The sequence below is a fragment of the Chitinophaga sp. W2I13 genome (genome assembly GCF_050434005.1).
Lineage (GTDB): Bacteria > Bacteroidota > Bacteroidia > Chitinophagales > Chitinophagaceae > Chitinophaga.
The window spans coordinates 2,515,111-2,540,247 of sequence record NZ_JBNPWD010000001.1; the positions used below are offsets into that span (position 1 = coordinate 2,515,111).

Below are 25,137 nucleotides of genomic sequence, written 5' to 3' on the forward strand. Positions count from 1 at the left end.
ATATCTTTAATTCGAATGAATTTCATTTAAAGGCACTTCCTCATAAGAGGCCACCATACGTTGCCTGATATAACGTTTGCTGGACAACCTGCCCATTCCCAGCTTCGCCATACCCATATCTACGATCATATATACCACCGGCACCACAATCAGGGTAAGGAACATGGAGCTCATCAAACCACCGATGATAGCCCAGGCCAATCCATTTTTAATGGACCCCACACCACCTGTTGCCAATGCAATAGGCAACATACCTATCACCATCGCGATGGTGGTCATCAGGATAGGACGCAAACGTGCGTGGTTGGCATGAATCAGCGCCTGGTAAGTACTTTGGCCCTGCTCTTTCATCTGGTTCGTAAAATCCACCAGGATGATCGCATTCTTCGCCACCAACCCGATCAACATAATGATACCCATGATGGTAAAGATGTTCAGCGTATTGTTGGTGAGTGCCAGTGCCAGTAATGCACCGATGATCGCCAGCGGAATAGAGAACAATACCACGAAAGGATAAATGTAGTTGTCGTACAACGCCACCATGATCAGGTACACCAGCACAATGGAGATCAGCAATGCCGCGCCCATGGTACCAAAGGAGTCGCCCTGGTTTTCTGCATCACCACCAAAAATGTAGTTGATGCCGGCGGGCTTGTCCATCTTTGCCAGCTTGTCGGAAAACTCCTGGGTAACCGTACCTGACGGACGCCCCATTACCTGCGCCTGCACTGATACAGAAGTGTTTTTATCCCTTCTTTCCAGGTGACTGGGTCCTGAGCCTTCTGTTATCACAGCAAACTGCGACAGCTTGATCAGTTGCCCCTTATCGTTGATGAACTGTATATTGGATACATCTTCCAGGTTCTTACGGTTGAAATCATCAAAACGGATGTTGATATCGTACTCATAATCCCCCTGACGGAACTTTACTTTAGAGTCATCGGCTGTACCGCTGAAAGCGGTTTGCATAGTACCACCCACGGCATCCAGTGTGAGGCCCAGTGCGGCCATCTTATCCCTGTCTACCTGCACATTAATTTCCGGGTTACCATCTTCTACCGACAGTTTTACTTCTGTAGCACCACTGATAGTTTTGAGCGTATCCATGGCTCTTTTAGCGTAGTTCATTACGCTGTCCAGCTCCGTACCCATCACCACCAGCTCTACCGGCGCCCGCTCTGCGGTACCGAGGATACTTACATCCGTGGTTTTTACCTTTACACCCGGTAAGATACTTTTCAGTTCTTTTTTGATCTTGGCGGCATAGATATCGGAAGCATCCAAACGGTGTTCCGGCCCCACCAGCATTACGGTGATCTCCGCTTTATAAGCAGTTGACTGGGCATTACCAAAACCATCTTCACTGGTTTGACCTACTGTTGTGATCAAACGGGTAACTTCCTGTTTTTTATTAAGATATTTTTCTGCAGTACGTGTGGCCAGGTTAGTTTGTTCTACAGATGCATCCTTTGGCATTTCCAGCATTACAATGAACTGTCCGCGGTCGCCCTTGGGAATAAACTCTCCACCGATGTAGCCTTTACCTACCAGCATGAAAGAAGCTACCAACAAACCAACTGCCACGGCTATGGTGATCCTTTTATGACCCAGCGCCCATTTCAGGATGCTGGTCATCCAGTTGGTGAACTTCTGCAGCTGTGCTTCAAACCAGAGAATGAATTTCTCAAAAATGTTTTTACCGGTAATATGTTCCAGCTTACCAAAGCGGGATGATAATAGCGGCACAATCATAAACGACGACAACAAGCTAAGCATCGTGGAAATCATTACCACCACGCAAAACTCACGCAGGATCTTTGATACCAGCTCATTAGTTAAAGAGATGGGCAGGAACACCACCACAATTACCAGCGTAATAGAGGTAACGGTGAAGCCTATCTCTTTCACACCATCAAATGCCGCACGAACACGGTTCTTACCCATTTCCATATGCCGGTAAATATTTTCCAGCACCACAATCGCATCATCCACGAGGATACCTACTACCAGCGACAAGCCCAATAACGACATGAGGTTCAGCGAGAAGCCCATCAGTTTCATACCGATGAACGTAGCAATGAGGGAAGCCGGAATGGAAATCATTACAAACAACGCACTTCGGATACTGTGCAGGAACAACAGCATCACAACAGCCACCAGCACTACCGCGAGGATAAGGTCATGTATTACCGAGTCGGCAGATTCCAGTGTAAAGTCGGAGGAATCGTTTGCTACCAGCATTTTCAGGTCGTTTGCAGCATAATCTTTTTCAATTTTGCTGATGGCCTTTTTCATTTCTTCACTTACGGTTACCGCGTTGGCATCCGTTTGTTTCTGTACCTGCAGGGCAATCGCACTAACACCATCTACGCGGGCAATACGATCCGCATCTTTCTGGGCATCCTGTACATCGGCAACGTCTGTCAGCCGCACCTGTGTGCCATCCTCAGTTGTTTTCAACACCAGGTTACGCAGCTGGTCTACGTTTTTATATTTACCGGCCAAACGGATCAGGATCTGCTCATTGGCAGTTTTCACCTTACCGGTTGGAAAGTCAAGGTTAGCGTTGGTGATCAGCTGACGTAATTGCAGGATAGATAAGTTGAAAGCTTGCAATTTTTTTGGATCTACGTTTACCTGTATTTCGCGCTCCTGGCCACCAATCAGTGATACCTGGGCTACACCAGGTAACCGGGATAATAATGGCTGCAGCTTCTTATCTACCAGGTCGTAAAACTGTTTGTCATCCATTTTAGCGGTGGCAGACAGCGTCATGATCGGAAGGTCATCCAGGGAGAATTTGTTGAGCGACGGCGGCTTGGCATCACCCGGCAGATCTGCCAGGATAGCGTTTACCTTGCGTTGTGCATCCTGCAGGGCAATATCCACATCCGCATCGTTGTTCAGCTCAACGGTAATAACAGAAAGACTTTCAGAAGATTTGGAAATGATCTTTTTGATCTTTTCCATAGATGCTACCGCATCTTCAATCTTCTTGGTAATCGTACTTTCCACCTCATTGGGAGAGGCGCCGGGATATACCGTAGAAATGGTTACGATAGGGGAGCTGAACTTTGGCAACAGCTCGTAGTTCAGCGATTTATAACTCATCACGCCCAGGAGGGTGAGGATGGTGAACACCACCACCACGATCGTAGGTCGCTTAATTGATACTTCAGTAATCTTCATGTTGCAAAAATTTGGTCAAACACCAGATACATTTTCCTCGCTTACTTTTTGCCGTTCTGAGCCACTACAATAGCGCCTTCAGTCAGGTTAATCTGACCGCTGGTAATCACGGTGTCCCCTTCGTTCAGCCCTTCCCGTATTTCCACCTGGTCGCCAACAATGCGGCCAGCCACTACTTTGCGTTTCTTTGCCACATTACCGTCCATTACATAAATGGTATTGCTGTTTACGCCACCCACAAATGCGGTGCGGGCAATGAAAATTGTTTTGGCCGCATTCGGATCTACGAAATGTGCAGTACCATACATACCTGCTTTCAGGTCTTTTCCATCAATATTGCGGACTTCCATCTCCACCGGGTAGTTGAGGGAGTTATCGCCTTTTGCAGCAATAAAGGTAATAGTGCCTTCATACTGGGTTTCAGGGAATACGTTGGAAGTAACCTGTACTTTCTGGCCGGTTTTGAGTGTTACCACTTGTCCTTCCGGTACAGATACAGACAGTTTCAGCCTGGATACATCCACGATGTCGAACATTTTATTGCCTACAGAGAGGTAAGCACCCTGTTCAATATATTTTTTATTAATAATTCCGGAGATAGGCGCTTTCACATAAGTATCGCTTACGCGACGGCTGGCAGCCTCATAGCGCGTTTTCGCAATGTCGTATTGCAGGCGTGCATCATCCATTTGTTTCTGCGTAACGCCTCCGGTCTGGAACGCGCTCTCGTATCTTTCTTTATCTACTTTCAGCTGGTTGAGGTTAGCTTTTGCAGATTCGAGGTCGGTATTTAAAAGCTGACCATCAATGTAAGCAATGGGTTGTCCCTGTCTTACCACGCTGCCTTCATCTACGAGCAGTTTGGTAATACGGCCGGCGGTTTCGGCGAGGTACGTCAGTTCGCGTACTGGCTGAAAGTTACCATTGGCCAGGAATCCCTGGGAAAAATCATTGCGGGATACTTTCTGTACCAGCACCGGGATGTCGCCGATATTGCTTTGTTTTACGAATTCTGTTTTAGCCTCGTTCGTTTTTTTGTTAGCGCTGAGTTTCCACATGATCAGTACTACTGCACCTACTGCCACCAAGCCCCAGATTATAAACTTTTTCATCTGCAAAATAGTTTGTGTGTTCTATCGTTGTTTTCGTTTATACGTTTAGTTCAGGAGGTCTTTCAAACTTCCTTTGCTTTTTTATTATCTCCAGCTCTGCCAGTTTGTATTGCAGCAGGGCTTCGTTATAACTGTTTTGTGCATCTGCCAGCGAAGTTTCTGCGTTCAGCAGATCCGTCAGGCCTGCCAGGCCAAGTTTGTAGTTATTCTGAGTAGAATAATACACTTCATTGGCGAGGTCCACGTTCTCCTTTTGCGTGGTGATGGTAGATAAATTACTACGCACCATCAGCTTGGCGTTTTCGTAGTCGGTGTTGAGGGTCAGCTCTGTGTCTTCCAGTTGCTTGCCCAGCTGACGCAGGGTTACATTAGCCTGACTCACTTTGGAGCGGCGGCCAAAGCCATCGAAGATGGGTACCTTCAGTGATACGCCGATGGCTGCTGCACCAAACCAGCTGGTTGAGTTGGTCGGGTCTTTCGAAAAAGCCCATTGCTGACTCATCCCGTTGTAAGAGTATCTTCCGAACAACGACAGCGAGGGATAATTTTCTGCCTGGTAAGCTTTCTTCTGGAATAACTGCAGTTCTTCCTGTTTCTTCAATAATTTGTATTCCGTTCTGTTGGCGAGATTCATATCATCATACTGCAACACACCGGCGGCTTTGTTTTCAATGTCTTTCAGTGAAGCCGGCGGCAACAGGAAAGTTGACTGCAGCGGCATACCCATCACCTTTTTCAGGTTGTTGGTTTGCGTTGCATATTGATTCAGCAACTGTGTACGTTGTGTCATATTGTTGATGAGGTTCACTTTGATACGGTCCAGGTCAATTTTTTTGGCGAGGCCGTTATCAAATTGAGATTTGGTGGCGCTTACCAGTTGCGTAAGCTTCTCGATGTTGCTGTTGATGGTGATGATCTTTTCCTGTGTTACCAGCAGCTGGTAGTAGAGCTGTGATACATTATAGATCACATTTTCAACAGATTGTTCCGTTTGTATCTTATAATATTCTTCTCCTGCCTTGGAAGCTTTCAAACCGGTAAACACTGCCTGATTAAAGATTTGCTGGCTGAGTTCTGCGCCTACGGTAGCATTGTATTTAACACCAAAAGCCACCAGTATGGAACTATCCGGTTTGCCAAATACAGCACCGGGGATGAGCGATTTCTGCAGCATCAGGTTGTCTGTATAAGAAGCGTTACCATTCAGTTGTGGCAGGGCCTGGGAGCGGACTTCCTGGGTTTTGTATTTACCCATTTCTTCGTCCATTTTGGTTTTGGCCAATTGTTTATTGTTGTTCAATGCAAACCTCAGCGCTTCCTGTAAGGTCAGTTGCGTTTGGGCATAGCCGTTATATACCCCTATCCCAATGAGGAGGACAAGCGTTAACTTTAATCGCTTCATAAAATAAATCTTAGCGTAGTAGTTTTATTCTTCTTCTTTTATTTGCAGGTACTGGTTTACCAGTTTATGTCCCCGGATAGTGGCAATTCCCAGTATAAAGTGGGCGGTTACCTGTTCCATTACCTCATGCATTTCAAATTGATCTGCGGGGTATTGCTCCGGGTCAAAAGCTGCCTCCAGCTGCAGCTGGCGCATACGTGCTACAATATCTATATGAAGGTTCTGGCGGTATAGGCCTTCCGCCATTCCTCTTTTTAAATTCTTTTTGATGTTACAAAGCATGTTATCCGACTTAAAACTCTCAATACTGCGCCAGGTATCCGGATGATACTTCTGGATTTCGTGCAGCATTACCGGGTTCAGGGTTTTAGCCAGATTGGTAATGTACTTCATGTTACGCACCAGTTCTTCGATGGCATTGTCTGTGGTTTGCAAACACTCATGGAAGTAGTTAATATGGTTTGTCAACAGTTGTTGCATCCCTTCGTCTATCAGCGCCTGTTTGTCTTCGAAATGCTCATATACTGTTTTCTTGGAAATCCCACAGTCGCGGGCGATATCAAACATAGTTACCCCTTTCACACCGTATGTCCTGAACATTTTCAGCGCAGTTTCCAGTATCCTTTCCCTCACTACCATGATTTCCGTTTATGCTTTTATTCCTTTTATGAAAATTTCGAGTAACTGTTTTTGTTTTTCTATTACCTGGTCCATCATTTCTTCATCCAGCTCCATGTCTTCCCGGATATGATCGGGCACAGAAAAGCGCAATCCCATAGCAGCCAGCACCAATAGTTCCGCGGTTTTTTCAGGATCTTTTACTTTAAACTCTCCTGATGCAATACCTGCTTTAATGATGGTGGTATGGATATTAAATTCCCGTTGTTTTGCCTTCTTCTTTTCTTCGAGGAAGAGCGCCGAGTTATCCTGTAATATTTTAAATATTTCCAGCCGGCAGAATTTGCTGATAAAATCTTTCCGGAGATCAATGATATTATATAATGCTTCGGCAGCCGATTTCACCTGAACTGCTTCCTTCTCCATTTGCTGAAAATATGCTTCCGCAATTTTTTGCAACACGGCAATGTGCATCGCCTTTTTATCGGGGAAATAGTAATACAGCGATGCTTTGGAGCAGTGAAGATCATCTGCTATTTCGTTCATCGTTGTTTTAGAAGCGCCATAATGAGTAAAACGCTTCAGAGCCGCCTCCAGGATCTTATCCCTCATTTCATCTTTAGCTTCTGTGTGCATTAACTTTTTGACTTTTTTAGTTTCAAGGTCAAAATTAGGGACTTTTTTTGAAATAGTAACTAAAGTTGACCTTTTAACACCTATTTAACTTTTCGAAGATAAAAGTCAGAAAGTCAGGATGGAGATTTGAGCGGATGGATCGCCGCGGAGGTTGTCTTGAGCACTGATTACGCTGATTATACTGATTTTTCTTTTTGGATTTTTTTGATTTTCGTATCTCCCTAGAAACAAAAAAAAGGAGATATGAGCGAAACCCGCCCATATCTCCTTAAACTTATAAATCAAAAAAAGAAAAATCAGTATAATCAGCGTAATCAGTGCTCAAGACAACCTCCGCAACAATCCGCTATTTCAGTTTTTCGAGTGCAGCCTGCAGTTTCTCAAACATCGCCGGGATCTCTTCTTTCACGCAGGTACCTACGCTGAGGCGGTACCATGGAGAGTTTTTAGCGGATCCGAAAGCATAGAACGGCACCAGGGCTATTTTAGCTTCATTCAGGATGTAAGAGGTAACAGCGGCCTGATCTGCAAGCGCAGTGCCATCAGCCGTTTGTTTGCCTACCAGGTCAAATTTAACGGTGAGATAGATAGCAGCCTGTGGAGCAATGGCTTCTACTTTATGACCTGCATTTTTCAGTTTGTCGAAGCCTTCGTAGATTTTCACCAGTCTTTCTTCGATTTCGCCTTTAAAGTGTTGCAGGTATTTATCCACATTTTCTTTCTGTACCAGGTAGCGGGCAGCAGCTTTTTGTTCTGCCATCGGGCTCCAGGCGCCAACATGGGAAAGGATGGATTTCATTTTACCAATTACGTGTGCGGGTCCTAACGCCCAGCCAACTCTTACGCCGGTAGCAGCGAAAGCTTTACTCATACCGTCGATGAAGATCGTATAATCCCTCATTTCCGGGCGGAGGGTAACCGGGTTGTGGTGGTGTGTTTCACCAAAGGTGAGCACCCAATACATCTGGTCGAACAATACATAGAGGGGCTTTTCATCGGCGCCTCTGCTTTTGTTTTCGGCCAGTACCAGGTCGCATATCTCTTCCAGCTGTTGCTTACCGAAAGCGGTACCGGTTGGGTTCTGCGGAGAGCAGAGCGCCAGCAGGGTAGCACCTTTCAGGAGCGGCTTCAGTTCTGCAGCCGTGGGCATGAAGAAGTTTTCTGCTTTGGTTTCCAGCACTACGTGTTCCGCTTCCAGGAAGTGGGTATAGTGGTTATTATTCCATGATGGTGTAGCGTATACTATTTTCTCGCCACGGTCAACGATGGTTCTGAAAGTAGCATAAATGATAGGACGACCGCCGCAGGAAATAACGATTTCCTTTGCAGGATCGTAGGAGAGACCCTCACGCTCAGCTATAAAACCACCTACTGCCTGTCTTAACTCCGCGATACCATCGGCAGGAGGATAATTGGTCAGGTGCTCCTTATAGGCTGTTATGATTTCCTGTTCAAATTCAACCGGGATAGGAAATACCTTCGGGTCAAAATCGCCAATCGTGAAGTTGTATATCTTCTCACCCTTGGCCTGTTTCTCCTTTATTTCAGCTGCTAACTTAATGATTTCGGATCCAATCAACGTTTCGGCTAAATGAGACAGTTTCATAACCTGCTTTTTTTTGTTGGTTTGTAATAATTTTTCAGCGCGGCAAAAGTAACCGATTTGAAGATAATTTAAAAGAATAGGTAAATTCTTTTCACTTCCGTTAATAAATGGCACTGGTTATTGCATCTCATCTAACCAGAAGGGGTATTTTTATTCTTTCTATCTAGTATTATACTAAAAAGAAATATATGAATGACTGCAAATCGTTGTGTAAAACCACGTTATCTTAGTGTATAAGATGTGATGAAATTAGGGAGAACGACAAAACTTTCTATCTTTGTTTACAGTACATTTGACCTTTTATGTGAGGTGCCAGGAGAAAATCAGGGCGGCATGCCCTAAAGGTTACCCTTCAACAAAAAATGATAAGCAAACTTATATAAACCATGAAATTTATTGTTTCTTCCTCTACTTTATTAAAACAATTACAACAGATCAGCGGGGTTATCAATTCAAACACAGTATTGCCTATACTGGAGGATTTTATGTTCCTGATTGACAAAAACGAACTGACTGTAGTTGCAACTGACCTGGAAACTGTTATGCGGGTGAAGCTGGAGGTGGAAGCCAAGGAAAGCGGTCGGATCTGTATCCCGGCAAAAATCCTGATGGATTCCCTCAAAAATCTGCCCGACCAGCCACTGACTTTCCACATTGACCTGAACTCCTACGCAGTAGAAATCACTTCAGACAATGGTAAATATAAAGTGATGGGGGAAAATCCGGAGAACTTCCCGAAAGAACCCGCTGCGGATGATACCACCTCCTTTACCATGGCTGCTACAGGTCTTGTTACCGCCATCAATAAAACCCTGTTTGCGGTGAGCAACGATGACCTGCGACCTGCTATGACAGGCGTATTCTTCGAGCTGGCTCCGGACAGTCTTACTTTTGTTGCCACCGATGCACATCGCCTGGTGAAATATGTAAGAACAGACGTAAAGTGCCCGCAGGCAGATACCTTCATTGTGCCTAAAAAACCGCTGAACCTGCTGAAATCAGCCCTGCCTGATAACGAAACTGAAATTAAAGTAGCTTATAGCCAGAACCACTTCTTCGTGCAACACGAGGGTGCACAGATGATCTGCCGCCTCATCGATGCCCGTTTCCCTGACTATAAGGTAGTAATACCAAAAGATAATCCTTACCGCCTCACCGTGGTAAAAAGCGATTTCCAGAACGCCTTAAAACGTGTGGGTGTATTCGCCAATAAGAGCACCAACCAGGTAGCTTTAAGCATCACCGGCAGCGAACTCCAGTTGTCTGCCCAGGATGTGGACTTCTCCTTTGAAGGTAACGAACGCATGAACTGCCAATACACCGGCGATGATATGCAGATTGCTTTTAATGCGAAATTCCTCATCGAAATGCTGAATGCAGCGGAAGGAGATGAAATCTCCATCGATCTGGCCACTGCCACCAAAGCAGGTATCCTCAGACCATCTGAAAAAGAAGAGAATGAGGACCTCCTTATGCTGGTAATGCCGCTGATGCTGAACAACTAATCGGCGGTTGTTAGCTAAATGCTAAAAAGATAAATACTTATAGCTAAAAACTCATACATAAAGCAATCTCTGACAAAGAGGTTGCTTTTTTCTTTGCCTGTGGCCTAAAAGAGGCCTTTTTATATTCCCCAAATAGTTGTAATTTTTCTCCGGAATCAGTGGTTGGAACACACCCGAGGATTCAGGACAGTAACGCAAGGGTAATAACAGTAACGGATATATGTTTACTGCGTATTACAAGATCACATCCCCCATATCCACTGCAGAGATTTTGTTGGCCTGGTTAAGGAGAACCACAGCATAGCGTAAAAAGACCGTTATATATATTACCATGATATGGTAAGTTTTTTTGAAAATATTCCGTCAGTATACCGTACTGCTATCCTGGTGAGCGGGCTATTGTTGTTATGGATCATTGAGGGCATAGCCCCCCGGTTCCGTTTTAGCAGCAACCGCTACCGCCATGCCGGTACCAATCTCTTTTTTACATTAACCACGGTGATTGTAAATACAGGGCTGGCATTTCTTATTGTAAAGGCTTCCCGGTGGACCAGCGCCCAGCAGTTCGGCATCCTGTACCTGACCCAACTGCCGCTGTGGCTACACACCATACTGGCATTATTACTGCTGGATTTTATTGGGGCCTGGCTCATACATTGGGTACAGCATAAAACGGCCTGGATGTGGCAGTTTCATAAAATTCACCACATAGATACACAGATAGACGCCACTACCGCCCTCAGACACCACCCGGTGGAAAGCCTATGGAGAGTAATAGCCCTTTTTGCCGCTATTATGATTCTCGGAGTGCCCTTCTGGATGATTATGTTATACCAGACCATATCGGCCTTAATGTCGCAGTTCAATCACGCTAATATCCATCTGCCCAAATGGCTGGATAACGCGCTTAGCTGGATCATTGTATCACCGGATATGCATAAAGTACATCATAGTCATTACCAGCCCGAAACAGACGCTAATTATGCCAATATATTTTCTATATGGGATCGCCTCTTCGGCACTTTTGTAAAAGTACCGGATACACTGGCGATCAGATACGGACTGGATGAATACCAGGACGCCCGCTACCAGGAAATAGGATCCCTGTTAAAAGTGCCCTGGGAACACGATAATCCCGTGATGAAGGAAAAGATCAGTAGTCAGCATAAATAAAATACCTGCAAATAATTATTCCTTCACCTGTTCTTTAAAATTCGAATATATGCAACACTCAACAGCATTAACAAAAACAGCCTGTATATCAGCGCTCATTATTGGTGTACTATCGGCAGCATTCGCTTTCAGTACACACACGCCTTCCTATGCAGTTACCGCAGGCTCAGTAGCTATAGTAGTTGGTCTTCTTTCCCTGTATATAGGAAGAAAAAATATTGACGATATGCAGCTCGCTGCTGCCGGCGTATTTATGGCGGTAGTAGCCTGCCTGGTAGGACTCTGGCAGCTATATAATTAATTGCTTCTATGATATTTTTCCACGTAGCCTTCGGCGGCTTTTACAGGAAACAATACCAGTGAGGTGTCTGACAGTTCTTTTATAATAGTTGTATCCACGATCGTGGAGGTATCTTTTACGCCTTCAGAATGATTCCACAACAGCAGGGTGTCGTGTGTCAGTAACCATTTTTCGTATACCAATGTGTACATGTTAATGGATCTGGCAGTTCCGTTCTTTCTAAGCTGAAAACCCTGCGTTTCCTTATCCAGGCCCGCTACGGGCTGTATCCACTTTCCTATGAGCTTAGCTGCGTCAATATGCAGCGTATCCGCAACAGCAGCAATGCTGTCAGTAATGCCGGCATTACTGCTGTCTGCGATTATACTAACCAGGCTGCTGTCATCCTGTAATTCTTCCTGCTCCGCCTCCTTCTTACTCCCCTTACAGGCAACCGCCAGTATCAATAAACACATTAAACTGAATCGTACCATAATTTAAAAATACACAATTCATCATTTGTAATGTAATTTTTAAATATTTCCATTACTTTTACATCTACACTTTAGGGGTGTTTATCCAATATGAAGGATAAACTGAGATGATACCCTCAGTACCTGAAGCAGTTCATACTGCCGTAGGGAAAAGTAACTGAACCTTTCTCATCTTTCCACATCCTTAAAGTTTATTGTTTCACTTAAATTCCAATTAACATGGAAGTGCATGTAAACAATAAACTTTATGCGGTGCAGCCGGGAACAACCATCGCTGCACTCTTACAGTTTATTCAGATCTCTGCTCAAAAAGGCATTGCAGTGGCCGTCAACAACCAGGTGATACCGAAAACCTCCTGGGAAAACCAAACCACTATCTGCAGCTGATAATATTACTATTATCCGGGCTACCCAGGGCGGCTAAACCCTGCATTTCATTTTTCGTATAGTCTTTTCCGTGATGCATCATTACGGACCGGCATTTCTATCTCTAAAAAAACCAGACATCATGCATAATCAGCCTGTGGCACTTAGCCGCACACCCTTTCCTGCTTCAGAAAAAATATATGTGGACGGAACTATCCACCCGGTAAAAGTAGCCATGCGCAAAATAACGCTCACGGATACACGCATTCATGGAAAAAACGGAGAAGCCGTTCCTAACGCCCCCGTTGTTGTATACGATACCAGCGGCGCCTTTTCCGACCCCAATATCCATATTGATGTGTCCACCGGTATTCCGCGCATCCGTGAAACATGGATCAGCAGCCGGAAAGACGTGGAGCAACTCCCGGAGTATACCAGTCCCTTTGTAAGAGAACTGATGAAAGAAGGAGGCAAGATGCCTTTGATGAGCCACACGCATAAACCGTTGCGCGCCAAACCCGGTCAAAATGTAACCCAGTTGTACTACGCACAACAAGGCATCATTACACCCGAAATGGAATACATTGCTATCCGGGAAAATCAATGCGCCGACAAACTGTTTGAGCAAAACAACCCCCTCTGGGACCAGCATAAAGGCCAGAGCTTTGGCGCCAACACACCTGTAAAGTTCATCACCCCTGAATTTGTACGCCAGGAAATTGCCGCCGGCAGGGCCATCATCCCCGCTAATATTAACCACCCGGAAAGTGAACCCATGATCATTGGCCGCAATTTTCTTGTAAAAATAAATGCCAACATCGGCAACTCCGCGGTTACTTCCAGTATAGAAGAAGAAGTGGAAAAAGCAGTATGGTCCTGCCGTTGGGGCGCAGATACCATCATGGACCTCAGCACCGGCAAAAATATCCACGAAACCAGGGAATGGATTATCCGTAATTCGCCCGTGCCCATTGGCACCGTACCTATTTACCAGGCACTGGAAAAAGTGAACGGAAAAGCGGAAGCCCTTACATGGGAAATTTTCCGCGACACATTGATTGAACAGGCAGAACAAGGTGTGGACTACTTCACCATCCATGCCGGCGTGCTGCTGAGATATATACCGTTAACAGCCAAACGCGTAACCGGCATTGTTTCCCGCGGAGGCTCCATCATGGCTAAATGGTGCCTGGCGCATCACAAGGAAAATTTCCTGTATACACATTTCGAAGAGATCTGCGAAATCATGAAGGCATACGACGTTTCATTTTCCCTGGGCGATGGATTACGCCCGGGCAGTATTGCCGATGCCAATGATGCAGCGCAGTTTGCAGAACTTGAAACCCTGGGGGAACTTACCAAAATAGCATGGAAACACTCAGTACAGGTAATGATTGAAGGCCCGGGCCACGTACCCATGCACCTCATCAAAACCAATATGGATAAGCAGCTGGAACACTGTCATGAAGCTCCTTTCTACACACTTGGTCCTTTAACCACCGACATTGCACCTGGCTACGATCATATCACTTCAGGAATAGGCGCCGCCATGATAGGCTGGTTTGGCTGTGCCATGTTATGTTATGTAACACCAAAGGAACATCTTGGGTTACCAAATAAAGAAGATGTACGGCAGGGGGTGATCACCTATAAGATCGCTGCGCATGCTGCCGACCTGGCGAAAGGCCACCCGGGTGCGCAACACAGGGACAATGCACTCAGCAAGGCCCGCTTTGAGTTCCGCTGGGAAGACCAGTTCAATCTGGCACTGGATCCGGAAACAGCCCGCTCGTATCACGACGAAACACTGCCTGCAGACGGCGCCAAAGTGGCTCACTTCTGTTCTATGTGCGGTCCCAACTTCTGCTCCATGAAAATAACGCAGGAAGTACGTGACTTCGCCGCGCAAAAAGGTTTGGAAGAAGAGGACGCCATGACTGCCGGCATGAAGGAAAAGGCCGCAGCTTTTGCAGAACAGGGCGGCGAAATTTACCTGTAGATACAGCATTTAAACACAAATATTTGATCTGGATCATCACATCACCCGAACGTATACACGAAGAAGTGGATATCCTTGCGGCCTTATTAACTGCGGGAGTAGAGCGGGTACTGTTAAGAAAGCCTGGCTGGTCAGCCGGGCAGTATGCCGCTTTACTGGACAAGCTGCCGCCGGAGTGTTACAACCGCGTACTTATCCGTGATCATGGTGCGCTCGCTGCCAGGTATAGCCTCGCGGGCGTACACTGGAGCAGAGAGGGGATACAACGGTTTTTATCAGATGCTGCGACCAGTAACGAAAAAACGGCCCCAGGTGCCGGTGAAACGGAACCACTAACCAGTTATCTAGCTCCGGAAAATTTTAAGGAAAACAGCACAGGTATTCATTCGCCGGAAGGTATAACGCTAACGGACAAACGCTTTCAAACATTGTTACTGAGCCCGGTATTTAACAGTATCTCAAAACCTGGCTATCATGGCCGGGTACAAGGGATGTTACCTGATAAAAACAACCGCCGGGTGCTTGCTTTGGGAGGCGTGGATCACAGCAATATACATTTATTAAAAACATGGCAATTTGATGGTGCAGCTTTGCTGGGAGCCATCTGGAAAATACCGGCGCAAGCCGTGGAACACTACTGCCGTATTCAACAACTATGGAACAAGAGCGACCTTACGTGATGAGCTTTGCCGGCCTGGATCCCAGCGGGGGCGCAGGTTTACTGGCAGATATCAAAACGTTTGAACAACACATGGTAAACGGAATGGGCGTTTGTACTGCCATCACGGTGCAAACACCTGCACAATTTATATCAGTGGAGTGGATACCGGTAACGCATATACTGGCGCAGGCAAAACCGTTGTTATGCAGTACACGGCTGCAATACTGCAAAATAGGTATCATGCCGGATATACAGTCTTTGCTGGAGCTGGTAAGACAGGTAAAACAATTATCGCCCGGTATACGTATCATCGTGGACCCGGTATTAAAAGCGTCGGCGGGTTTCTCTTTCCACGGCAGCATTCACCAGCAGGCCTGGAAAGAACTGCTGGCCGAAATTTACCTGTTAACGCCTAATTACGACGAAGCATTGTTGTTAACAGGGCTTACGGATGGAGAAGCAGCCGCCCGGCAATTATCTGCCGGCTGCGCGGTACTGCTAAAGGGAGGTCATCATAAAAACAAACCGGGATACGATATACTTTATACCGGTGATGTGATCCATACCTTTCCTCCTGTACAGAAAGAAGTATTTCCAAAACATGGTTCGGGCTGTGTGCTGTCGGCCGCCATCACTGCTGGTTTGGCACGCGGCGTTTCACTACCGGAAGCATGTGCTAACGGTAAAGTATATACGGAAAATTTATTGGCCAGTCATTCATCATTAACAGGATACCATCACATATGATCAGCAACTTACATTACATATCGCAACCATCGCATACCGATAATATACTCGCCGCCTGTGACGCCGGCTGCAAATGGATCCAGCTTCGTATCAAAAACGAATCACCGGCCACCGTATTGCCGCTGGCGGAGCTGGCAAAAAAAATCTGCGATCGTTACCAGGCGTCTCTCATTATCAACGACTATCCGGAGATCGCGGTAGCGGTAAATGCAGCGGGCGTACACGTAGGCAAACTGGATATGACCGTTGCCGCGGCCCATGCCATTACCGGCAGGAACATGATTGTTGGCGGCACGGCTAATACCCTTGAAGATATCCTGCAGCATGTGCAGGATGGCGCCAACTACGTAGGTGTTGGTCCGTTCCGGTTCACTACCACCAAGCAAAATCTCAGCCCCATATTGGGACTGAGCGGTTATCAATCTATCCTGCAATCTTTAAAAGAAAAAAATATAGGCATTCCCGTTATTGCCATTGGCGGTATCCTGCCGGAAGATATCCCGGCATTGATGGAAACCGGTATTCACGGTATTGCCCTCAGCGGGCTAATTACACATGCAACAGACAAACGGGCCGTTGTGAACCAGATTCATCAACAGTTAAAACAATTATCCACATGGAGCCATTAATTATTGCCGGCAGGGAATTTCATTCCCGTTTGTTTACCGGTACCGGTAAATTTTCTTCTCCCCAGGTGATGGAAAGTGCGCTGCTGGCCTCTGGCAGTGAGCTGGTCACCGTGGCGCTGAAACGGGTAGAAATGGATAATAAGGCAGATGATATGCTGCGGCACCTGTCGCATTCAAGAATACACCTGCTTCCAAATACTTCCGGCGTACGTACTGCCAAAGAAGCCGTATATGCGGCACAGTTAGCCCGTGAAGCGTTGGAAACCAACTGGATAAAGCTGGAAATCCATCCTGATCCCCGCTACCTCATGCCCGACCCGATAGAAACATTACTGGCGGCGGAAGAGCTGGTGAAACTGGGTTTCGTAGTGCTTCCTTATGTGCATGCCGACCCGGTATTATGCAAGCGGCTGGAAGATGTGGGCACTGCGGCGGTGATGCCGCTTGGCGCTCCTATTGGCAGCAATAAGGGATTGAAAACCTTCGATTTCCTGGAAATCATTATCGCACAAAGCAATATACCGGTAATTGTGGATGCAGGTATTGGCAGTCCTTCCCATGCCGCGCAGGCAATGGAAATGGGCGCCAGCGCTGTGCTGGTAAACACCGCGATAGCCGTCGCCCGTAACCCGGTGGAGATGGCCGCCGCATTTAAAGCAGGAGTGGAAGCGGGGCGCATGGCCTACGAAGCTGGTTTACCTGCCAGCAGCCAGCACGCGGTAGCTTCCAGTCCGTTGATCGCATTTCTTGATGAAGCATAATTATTTTATCATCTTATTAATCCTTCCGTATGTTTAAAAGCATATTTGATCAGTATGACTGGAACGAGGTAAAGGCCGGCATCTATGCTAAAACAGCCAGGGATGTGGAACAGGCCCTGCATAACCAGCGCCGTTCACTGGAAGATTTTGCGGCACTTATTTCCCCGGCGGCGGCGCCTTACCTCTCCCAAATGGCGGCTATCAGTCAGGCGCTCACCCGCCAGCGGTTTGGGAACACTATGCAGTTGTATATCCCGATGTATTTGTCGAACGAATGCCAGAACATCTGCACCTATTGCGGATTTAGTCTCGATAACAAGATAAGGCGAAAAACCCTCAGCTCTGCAGAAATCCTGCAGGAAACAGCTGCTATCAAAGAAATGGGGTTTGAGCATGTTTTGCTGGTAACGGGAGAAGCTAATCAGCTGGTTAGCACCGACTATTTTAAGAAGACCTTACAACTACTCCGGCCGCATTTTGCCAATATTTCGATGGAAGTGCAGCCGATGGATGAACAGGATTACCGGGAACTGGCGGAACTGGGATTACATGCAGTGTTGGTGTACCAGGAAACGTACCACCAGGACGACTATAAAAAGCACCACCCCAAAGGGCGGAAGTCCAATTTCGACTACCGCCTGGAAACGCCCGACCGGCTGGGACGCGCCGGCATTCATAAAATGGGCCTTGGCGTGCTGATAGGGCTGGAGGACTGGCGCACCGACAGTTTCTTTACTGCGCTGCACCTGGCCTACCTCGAGAAAAAATACTGGCAAACAAAATACAGTATCTCCTTTCCGCGGCTGCGGCCATTTTCAGGCGGGTTAACACCGAAAGTAGTAATGAACGACCGGGAGTTGGTACAGCTGATCTGCGCCTACCGGCTCTTCAACCAGGAAGTGGAGCTTAGTATTTCTACCCGGGAAGAGGAAAAATTCCGGAATAACATTGTGCATCTGGGCGTGACAGCCATGAGTGCTGCGTCAAAAACCAATCCTGGTGGCTATGTGGTGGATCAGCAATCGTTGGAGCAGTTTGAAATATCTGACGACCGGAGCGCCGCCACTATTGCCGGTATGCTACGGGAACAAGGATTTGAACCGGTTTGGAAAGATTGGGATCCTGCCTTCTCGGGGGACATAAAAAAGGTGGTTGGTTAGACCACCTGGTAGTTATTGTTGTTGTTTTTCATGGGGAGGTTAAAAGTAATACAAGAGATACTTCTCTCAATCATTTCAAAGATAGTATAGGCCTTTGAATTCTAAAAGCACCTGGTCAAACTGAACAAAATGAACAGCAATACTGCCATTGAACAGAACCGGTTCCTGTTCGCTGTTTTCTGGAGCTTATTTCACGGAAAATCTCCCATATCCAATATAAAAAAGGGCTGCTTCAAACGATGAGGAAGCAGCCCTGTACCGAAAATCCCGTAGTTGCCATATTACTTATTAATATAAGTATGATTGGAATTTCATGAATCTAAAAGTAATATGGCTATCCTGAACAACCGCTTAATGGGTTGATTTGAACAAAAAGAACAGACGCTACCTATCTGCACAGCATGTTACTGGCTCACCACATCGCGGTAGCTCTTGATAGTATCGTGTGCTTCCTTGAGATTTGCCTGTTGATTACCAATGATTTCCCTCATACTATAGGGCATAGCTACATCCATACTGAGGGCATCGGCGTAGGCACGCTGCACGGCATCTTCCCCATATTCACAGGAGGAAAAAAGAGAATACCGGTCCCTCCCTGTAAAGGTGGTTTTTATGGCCATCCAGGTGCGATATAGTTTCCCGCTAACAGTAGTATCAGTTTCCGCATCTGCGCCCTGCGCTCTCAATAACAGGTTTAGTTCTGCTACATATTTTAAACTGTCGTTGATCATATGTTGAAACAGTGCCTTCACATCTGCGTCATCACTGGCGTCCTGCGCTTGCTTATATCCTTCTATCCGGTCATTGTTGATTTTTACGAGATCGCTTAAAAGTGTGACCAACTTTTCCTCTTGTAACATGATCAAAAATTTATGGTTAAAAAAATAGTCTTATAATATAACTATTCTAATTCCAAAAATTCGTCCATACTGTAAAACCCTCTATCACAAAGTATTTCCGGATGGAGAGCCTGCTATTTCCCGTCCTTTTTTTTCTCGGATGGTGGAGAAGGTTCCACAATGGAACGGCGTCAGCAATGGAAAATAGCTGTATACAAAGCGATTATCTTATTGGCATAAATTTTCTAGTACAAATAAGCGAATCAAATCCTTAAGACATGAACAGCCTTCTTTATTTAATTGCCGTAATTCTAATTATTGGATGGATACTTGGATTCTTTGTTTATTCAGCCGGTGGTTTAATACATGCCTTACTTGTGCTGGCTATTATTGCCATCCTTATAAATATAATCAGAGGCAGGGCCTTATAGGATTACGCTGCACGTTATTCTTTTCCCTGTCTAATTGGTGATTCGTTACCAATTGGACGGGGACTTTTTTTGTTATCCCTTCCATTAACGTCGTGATAAAAATATTTTAGCTTTTTTAAAACCGCTTTTTGCCACACCCCGTATATGGTCGTCAGGCACCTGTGCGGGCATACCTCAAGGCGCCTTTGAAACCCGCTACTGTTAGGCAACGGGGCATTGTGATCATGTATTATCTATTCACGTAAAACTTTTTCTTATGCACATTATCAAGCACTCTTCTCAGGAGGAGGGTAAGGAAGTTATGCCTAAACTGCAGCGCCGCAACTTTCTGAAATACCTCGGCATGGGCTCCGCATTTGTTACCGCTGCTACCATTGCCGCCAGCTGTAATAAAAAAGATGATAACAATATGGGCGGCTCCGGTGTGAGCCTGGGTTCAGGTGACGTAGCCGTGCTAAATTATGCTTATGCCCTTGAGCAGCTGGAGGCGGCCTTCTATACACAGGTGGTGCTTACACCCTACGCAGGTATGTCCGACACGGAACTGGATTTTTTTAAAGATATCAGAAATCATGAAATGGGGCATCGCGAGTTTTTCAAAACCGCTTTATCAACCAATGCCATCGCTGGCCTGGAGGTAGACTTCAGTTCCATTGACTTCACCAAAAGGGCCAGCGTACTGGCAACGGCTAAAGCATTTGAAGACCTGGGTGTTTCCGCCTACAACGGCGCAGGCCAGTATATTTCATCTTCTTCAACAGGATTGGTATATCTCGGTCTCGCAGGCAAAATAGTGTCGGTAGAAGCACGTCATGCAGCCTATATCCGGGACCTGATTGAGCCGGGATCATTTGCTGCCGGCGATGTAATAGATGCAAACGGACTGGATAAAAGCAGGACGCCGATAGACGTTTTCAACATTGCCAAAACGTATATCAAAACTAGGATCAATACAAACACATTACCTAAGTAAAGCAACTGCTATTATTATTTTATCTGTTTAAATCTGATCATATGGACCTGTTCAATATTTTCAAGGAAATCGAAAAAATCGATCCTGATGTATACGACCGGCTGGATTCCCGCCGCAATGCCATGAAACAATTTACCAATATCAGCGGTAAAATTGCACTCGCAGCTATTCCGTTTGCACTGGGCAGCATGTTTAATAAAACATATGCGCAATCTACCGGCACTTCGGTAGCAGATGTATTGAAATACGCCCTTACACTGGAATATCTTGAAGAGGCTTTTTATGTAAAAGGGGTAGCCACGCCCGGCCTGATACCTACCGCGGCTGCAACTGCCGCCCTCACCACCATCAGGAACCATGAAACCGCTCACGTTATTTTTTTGAAAAGTGTGCTCAGTAACATGGGTGGCGCGCCTGCCAGCCCCGCGTTCGACTTCACCGCCGGTGGCACCTTCCCCGCCGTTTTTACCGATTACAATTTCTTCCTGGCTATCGCACAAACATTTGAAGATACCGGCGTTCGCGCCTATAAAGGCCAGGCAGGAAACTTATCAGGAAATAATACGGTGCTCACGGCGGCACTGAATATACATTCTGTGGAAGCACGCCATGCAGCCCATATCCGGATGATGCGCAGGGCATTGGGTACGCTGGGTGCTTCCCCTGCACTTAAACCCTGGATCACGCTGAATCAAAGCGGCATCGCTACTACCGCGGTAAATCCTTCCTATGCAGGAGAGGAGTTAACCATGCAGGCAGGGGTGGACATTGCCGCATTGGGTGGTAACATCGGGGCTAACAGCGCATCAGAAGCATTTGATGAACCATTGTCGATGGCGCAGGTATTACCCATTGCTTCTTTGTTTATAAAATCTTAAGTACGCTATATAGTTGGTCAGATGTAGAAAAGGCTGGCTCTTTCGGGCCGGCCTTTCCGTGCGCATAACAAATCCTTCATGCAGCGCGGCGATCTGAATGCAGGAGATTTCCTAACTTGCCGTCATGAAAAAATACCTGCTTTTTCTGATCCTCCCTGTACTGGCGGGCATCTTCAGCTGCAACACCACCCGTAAAGCGGCTACCGCTGCCAATACCATCGGCCAGCTAAAATTTATCGGTGAATATATTGTTCCATATAACCTTCCTTTCAATGGTACGGTAACCGGTGGTTTATCCGGTATCGATTACGCCCCTTCCTCCGGGCAATATTATCTTATTTGTGATGACCGCTCCGCACTGAACCCGGCGCGTTTTTATACCGCCCGGCTTTACTTTTCCGATAAATCATTCGACAGTATAAAGTTCACAGGTGTTACTCCTTTGTTGCAACCCAACGGACAGCCTTATCCCGATACCAAAACCAATCCCTCGCTTACGCCCGACCCGGAAGCGATGCGGTATAATAGTAAAAAGCAACGACTGGTGTGGAGCAGCGAAGGCGAACGCATTGTAAACGAAAAAGATACCATTCTTACCAATCCGGGTATTTATGAGATCCGCATGAACGGGCAATACCTGGATTCATTCGCGCTGCCATCGCAATTCAGGATGCAGGCCACAGAGAACGGGCCACGCCGCAATGGTGTATTTGAAGGACTGGGATTTACCCCCGGTTATAAATACCTGTATGTGAGCCTGGAAGAACCCCGTTATGAAGATGGTCCGAGAGCCGAAGTAGGGCAGGGCGCCTATACCCGTATCCTTAAATTTGACAACAACACCCGGCAACCGGTGGCGCAATATGCGTATAAACTAGAGCCGGTGGCGTTTCCCGCCATTCCTGAAAATGCGTTCAAAGTGAATGGCATTTCAGATATCATGGTGTTGGACAATAATAAAATATTAACCATTGAAAGGTCATTTTCCAGTGGCGTAAAGGATTGTACCATTAAAGTGTTTATCACCGATCTTAGCAATGCTACTGATATCAGCGGTATTAATTCCCTGCAGGCGGATACCCGTTTTAAGCCAGCGGCCAAAACGTTACTGCTGGATTTTGTGCACCTTGGGAAATATATAGATAACATTGAAGGCGTTACTTATGGTCCTGTTTTGCCTAACGGGCATCGGAGCCTGGTGTTCGTAGCAGATAATAATTTTTCTGATAAAGAAGAAAACCAGTTTTTCCTGTTCGAAGTTATCCCGTAAAACAATAATGACCACCGGTTGTTTATAATCAGAAAACCCCCGATATGAAACACTTGCCACTATTGTTGCTGCTGGTAGTCCTGGCTGCCTGTCAGCATTCCGGCGCCAAAACCGGCCAGCCGGATAGTATAGCAGTAAACTCTCCTTCAGACACTGCCTCCGGCGTTACTTATTCAGGAATGTTGCCCTGTGCTGATTGTGAGGGCATTGTTACGGAGCTGACCCTCCAAAGGCCACCGGATGATCATTTCACATTAAGAGAGACCTACAAGGGGAAGAACCAGACCTTTGCCAGTGAAGGCATTTATACCATTGTGCATGGCACCGCTGTTGACCCGGGAGCTACCGTGATTCACCTCAATCCCAATAAAGACAGAAACCTCCAGCGCTATTACCAGCAGGTGAATGAAAATGAGCTGTTGTTACTGGGTGCCGACCAGAAAACTATACAAACCAGCCTTAATTATACCCTGAAAAAGGTACTTTAATATTAAAGGAAGATAGAAGGAAGATGGGGAGCCGGTTTAAAATAAACCGGCTCCCCGCATTATATCAAAAAAGTCGCTTAAATTTAGCGGTGACCTGTGACCTTTTATCATTCTAACTTATTATGAATCGAATTCGGGGCTATCTGATTTTATGTTTATTCTTCTCTATACATACCTATGCCAAAGCACCGGTAGACAGTCTTCTGAAGGAGCTGAACAAGGTGATGGCGAAATCGGCTGCTTATGATTCCATTAAACTCCGTGGAATTGACAGCATAAAACTTACCCGGCAGGTGGCAGGCAATGATCCTGCCCGCCAGTACCTTATTTGCCGGCAATTATATAATGCTTACAAGGTATTTAATTTCGATTCCGCATTTACATATGCCCAGCAGCTGCAGGTATTGGCCGGCCAGTTGCATGATCCGGTATTGTTAACCGATGCCCGGATTAAGCTGGGATATGTTTTATTGTCATCGGGCATGTTTACAGAAACTGCTGCTTTTATTAATACCATTGACCCTACCGGCGCTCCGGATAGTATCCGGGTGGAGTTTTTCCTGATGAAGAGCCGGTTGTATTTCGACCTGGCAGACTATAACCAGGATAAGTATTATACCCCCGCCTATATTAAAGTGGCCAGTACATTTGTGGATTCTGCCCTCCACCTGATGCGTCCCAACTCTGTTGAGTACCGATACAATAAAGGATTGCAGCTATTCAAGCTGGGTAACATTCCGGCAGCGCTGGCCATTTTCCCGGATCTGAACCAGCCTGGTATTTCAGGGCGGCAACTGGCCATATTGGCCTGCACCCTGGGCTCTATTTATGATGCAGCCGGTAATAAGGATACCGCCATCAGCCTGATGGCCAGGTCGGCCATTGCGGATCTGCAGACTTCCACCAAAGAAACGATGGCCGCCTACAGCCTGGCAACCCTGCTTTTTGAAAGAGGTGATGTAAAGAATGCATCTCATTGTATTGAGCGGGCTATTTCGGAAGCGGTGTTTTACGGTGCAAGGCAAAGAAAGGTAATGGTAAGTAGTATTTTACCAATAATTGAGCATGAACGGATCATTACAGCAGAAGAAAGAACCAAGTCACTGCTGATCTATGCCGCTATTGTGACCCTGTTGCTGGTTGCGTTGGTGATATTGGCCATTACGGTGTTCCGGCAGGTACAAAAATTAAAAACCGCGCAGCGCATTATTACCGCAGCCAATCTTAAACAACAGGAAATCAACAACCAGTTGCTCGAAGCCAATAAAATTAAAGAGGAGTACGTGGGGTATTGTTTTAACATCAATGCTTCCTACATCGGTAAAATAGAAAAGCTAAAACAGAATCTTGAGCAAAAATTAACGGATAATAAGCCTTCAGAGCTAAGGTTCCTTGTAAATAATATCAATATCCGCCAGGAAAGAGAGGAACTATTTACCAGCTTCGACCGGGTATTCCTTAAAATATTCCCACATTTTGTGGCTGAGTTCAACGCGCTTTTTGACAAGGAGAACCAGGTAATCCTGAAAGAAAACGAACTGCTGAATACAGACATCCGGATTTTCGCGCTGATCCGTATCGGTATCAACGACAACGAAAAAATTGCCCGTATCCTTGAGTATTCTGTGAACACTATTTATGCCTATAAAACCAGGATCAAAAAGCGCGCGCTTATTCCAAGCGAAGAGTTCGAAACCCATATTATGAGCATTAAAGCCTTGTAAAAAGCGGGAAAAACCGTCTCATGCCATTAATATATTAATTATTTATATATAATCATAACCGTCTGATTATCAAAATTTTTTGTGAGATAATTTTGGTTTATTCGGCTTTATTTTCTATATTTTAACTGTAAAACTTGTTACCCTGCTGATTGATTTTTTACTTTGAATCAGTAGAATGATAATACCAAAACTCTAA

General features: G+C 46.0%; 24 protein-coding genes and 1 riboswitch. Of the genes, 16 read left to right on the forward strand and 8 right to left on the reverse strand.

Annotated features, from left to right (window positions below; genetic code table 11):
* Positions 1 to 6 precede the first annotated feature (6 nt).
* The 6 genes from QFZ48_RS10205 to QFZ48_RS10230 all read right to left on the reverse strand — a co-directional run bounded on the left by QFZ48_RS10205 (position 7) and on the right by QFZ48_RS10230 (position 8,563).
* Positions 7 to 3,189 carry an efflux RND transporter permease subunit gene (locus QFZ48_RS10205; protein WP_370909014.1) on the reverse strand — a complete coding sequence of 1,061 codons (3,183 nt, stop codon included), beginning with the start codon at positions 3,187 to 3,189 and terminating at the stop codon, positions 7 to 9.
* 41 nt (positions 3,190 to 3,230) lie between these two features.
* Positions 3,231 to 4,301 carry an efflux RND transporter periplasmic adaptor subunit gene (locus tag QFZ48_RS10210; protein ID WP_429062175.1) on the reverse strand — a complete coding sequence of 357 codons (1,071 nt, stop codon included), beginning with the start codon at positions 4,299 to 4,301 and terminating at the stop codon, positions 3,231 to 3,233.
* Positions 4,302 to 4,338: 37 nt separating this feature from the next.
* A complete protein-coding gene (locus tag QFZ48_RS10215) occupies positions 4,339 to 5,703 on the reverse strand; it encodes a TolC family protein (protein WP_429062176.1) in 1,365 nt (454 codons plus the stop codon).
* 24 nt (positions 5,704 to 5,727) lie between these two features.
* Positions 5,728 to 6,342 carry a TetR/AcrR family transcriptional regulator gene (locus QFZ48_RS10220; protein ID WP_370909011.1) on the reverse strand — a complete coding sequence of 205 codons (615 nt, stop codon included), beginning with the start codon at positions 6,340 to 6,342 and terminating at the stop codon, positions 5,728 to 5,730.
* Positions 6,343 to 6,351: 9 nt separating this feature from the next.
* On the reverse strand, positions 6,352 to 6,957 hold the full coding sequence (locus QFZ48_RS10225) for a TetR/AcrR family transcriptional regulator (protein WP_429043407.1): 606 nt from the start codon (positions 6,955 to 6,957) through the stop codon (positions 6,352 to 6,354).
* 346 nt (positions 6,958 to 7,303) lie between these two features.
* A complete protein-coding gene (locus QFZ48_RS10230; RefSeq protein WP_370909009.1) occupies positions 7,304 to 8,563 on the reverse strand; it encodes a pyridoxal phosphate-dependent aminotransferase in 1,260 nt (419 codons plus the stop codon).
* A 386-nt stretch (positions 8,564 to 8,949) separates the two neighbouring features.
* On the opposite strand from QFZ48_RS10230, the gene dnaN reads away from it, so the two are divergent.
* The 3 genes from dnaN to QFZ48_RS10245 all read left to right on the forward strand — a co-directional run bounded on the left by dnaN (position 8,950) and on the right by QFZ48_RS10245 (position 11,542).
* Complete coding sequence (gene dnaN, locus QFZ48_RS10235) at positions 8,950 to 10,068, forward strand: DNA polymerase III subunit beta (protein ID WP_370909008.1); 1,119 nt, start codon at positions 8,950 to 8,952, stop codon at positions 10,066 to 10,068.
* Positions 10,069 to 10,404: 336 nt separating this feature from the next.
* Positions 10,405 to 11,241, forward strand: a complete 837-nt coding sequence (locus tag QFZ48_RS10240) for a sterol desaturase family protein (protein WP_429062177.1) — start codon at positions 10,405 to 10,407, stop codon at positions 11,239 to 11,241.
* Positions 11,242 to 11,290: 49 nt separating this feature from the next.
* On the forward strand, positions 11,291 to 11,542 hold the full coding sequence (locus tag QFZ48_RS10245) for a hypothetical protein (protein WP_370909006.1): 252 nt from the start codon (positions 11,291 to 11,293) through the stop codon (positions 11,540 to 11,542).
* Here QFZ48_RS10245 and QFZ48_RS10250 read toward each other — a convergent pair.
* Positions 11,539 to 12,015, reverse strand: coding sequence for a lipocalin family protein (locus QFZ48_RS10250; protein WP_370909005.1), 477 nt, complete (start codon positions 12,013 to 12,015; stop codon positions 11,539 to 11,541). The genes QFZ48_RS10245 and QFZ48_RS10250 overlap by 4 nt on opposite strands.
* A 63-nt stretch (positions 12,016 to 12,078) precedes the next feature.
* Positions 12,079 to 12,182, forward strand: a riboswitch (TPP riboswitch).
* Positions 12,183 to 12,234: 52 nt separating this feature from the next.
* On the opposite strand from QFZ48_RS10250, the gene thiS reads away from it, so the two are divergent.
* From thiS to thiH, 7 genes are all read left to right on the forward strand, one after another.
* Positions 12,235 to 12,402 carry a sulfur carrier protein ThiS gene (gene thiS, locus QFZ48_RS10255; protein ID WP_429062179.1) on the forward strand — a complete coding sequence of 56 codons (168 nt, stop codon included), beginning with the start codon at positions 12,235 to 12,237 and terminating at the stop codon, positions 12,400 to 12,402.
* A 121-nt stretch (positions 12,403 to 12,523) separates the two neighbouring features.
* Positions 12,524 to 14,380, forward strand: coding sequence for a phosphomethylpyrimidine synthase ThiC (thiC, locus tag QFZ48_RS10260; protein ID WP_429043396.1), 1,857 nt, complete (start codon positions 12,524 to 12,526; stop codon positions 14,378 to 14,380).
* A gap of 23 nt (positions 14,381 to 14,403) precedes the next feature.
* Positions 14,404 to 15,060, forward strand: coding sequence for a thiamine phosphate synthase (locus QFZ48_RS10265; RefSeq protein WP_429062181.1), 657 nt, complete (start codon positions 14,404 to 14,406; stop codon positions 15,058 to 15,060).
* Positions 15,036 to 15,788 (forward strand): hydroxymethylpyrimidine/phosphomethylpyrimidine kinase, encoded by a 753-nt coding sequence (locus QFZ48_RS10270; RefSeq protein ID WP_429043391.1) that lies wholly within the window; start codon positions 15,036 to 15,038, stop codon positions 15,786 to 15,788. The genes QFZ48_RS10265 and QFZ48_RS10270 overlap by 25 nt, the downstream gene beginning before the upstream one ends.
* On the forward strand, positions 15,785 to 16,417 hold the full coding sequence (locus tag QFZ48_RS10275; protein ID WP_429043388.1) for a thiamine phosphate synthase: 633 nt from the start codon (positions 15,785 to 15,787) through the stop codon (positions 16,415 to 16,417). Before QFZ48_RS10270 ends, QFZ48_RS10275 begins: the two co-directional genes overlap by 4 nt.
* Positions 16,405 to 17,178: a thiazole synthase gene (locus QFZ48_RS10280; protein ID WP_370909000.1), complete on the forward strand. Its 774-nt coding sequence runs from the start codon at positions 16,405 to 16,407 to the stop codon at positions 17,176 to 17,178. The genes QFZ48_RS10275 and QFZ48_RS10280 overlap by 13 nt, the downstream gene beginning before the upstream one ends.
* Positions 17,179 to 17,207: 29 nt before the next feature.
* Positions 17,208 to 18,338: a 2-iminoacetate synthase ThiH gene (gene thiH, locus QFZ48_RS10285; protein ID WP_429043384.1), complete on the forward strand. Its 1,131-nt coding sequence runs from the start codon at positions 17,208 to 17,210 to the stop codon at positions 18,336 to 18,338.
* A gap of 404 nt (positions 18,339 to 18,742) precedes the next feature.
* On the opposite strand, the gene QFZ48_RS10290 is transcribed toward thiH, so the two are convergent.
* On the reverse strand, positions 18,743 to 19,198 hold the full coding sequence (locus tag QFZ48_RS10290) for a ferritin-like domain-containing protein (RefSeq protein WP_370908998.1): 456 nt from the start codon (positions 19,196 to 19,198) through the stop codon (positions 18,743 to 18,745).
* Positions 19,199 to 19,455: 257 nt separating this feature from the next.
* Here QFZ48_RS10290 and QFZ48_RS10295 point away from each other — a divergent pair, with 257 nt between their 5' ends.
* The 6 genes from QFZ48_RS10295 to QFZ48_RS10320 all read left to right on the forward strand — a co-directional run bounded on the left by QFZ48_RS10295 (position 19,456) and on the right by QFZ48_RS10320 (position 24,941).
* Positions 19,456 to 19,608: a lmo0937 family membrane protein gene (locus QFZ48_RS10295; RefSeq protein WP_325640676.1), complete on the forward strand. Its 153-nt coding sequence runs from the start codon at positions 19,456 to 19,458 to the stop codon at positions 19,606 to 19,608.
* A gap of 256 nt (positions 19,609 to 19,864) precedes the next feature.
* On the forward strand, positions 19,865 to 20,581 hold the full coding sequence (locus QFZ48_RS10300; protein ID WP_429062182.1) for a ferritin-like domain-containing protein: 717 nt from the start codon (positions 19,865 to 19,867) through the stop codon (positions 20,579 to 20,581).
* 41 nt (positions 20,582 to 20,622) lie between these two features.
* Positions 20,623 to 21,459 carry a ferritin-like domain-containing protein gene (locus tag QFZ48_RS10305; protein WP_429043380.1) on the forward strand — a complete coding sequence of 279 codons (837 nt, stop codon included), beginning with the start codon at positions 20,623 to 20,625 and terminating at the stop codon, positions 21,457 to 21,459.
* Positions 21,460 to 21,583: 124 nt separating this feature from the next.
* Entirely contained in the window at positions 21,584 to 22,729 is a 1,146-nt protein-coding gene (locus QFZ48_RS10310; protein ID WP_429062184.1) for an esterase-like activity of phytase family protein, read from the forward strand.
* Between the two features lie 44 nt (positions 22,730 to 22,773).
* On the forward strand, positions 22,774 to 23,217 hold the full coding sequence (locus QFZ48_RS10315; protein WP_429043375.1) for a copper resistance protein NlpE: 444 nt from the start codon (positions 22,774 to 22,776) through the stop codon (positions 23,215 to 23,217).
* 122 nt (positions 23,218 to 23,339) lie between these two features.
* Positions 23,340 to 24,941 (forward strand): DUF6377 domain-containing protein, encoded by a 1,602-nt coding sequence (locus QFZ48_RS10320; protein ID WP_429043373.1) that lies wholly within the window; start codon positions 23,340 to 23,342, stop codon positions 24,939 to 24,941.
* The last annotated feature ends 196 nt before the right edge of the window (positions 24,942 to 25,137 follow it).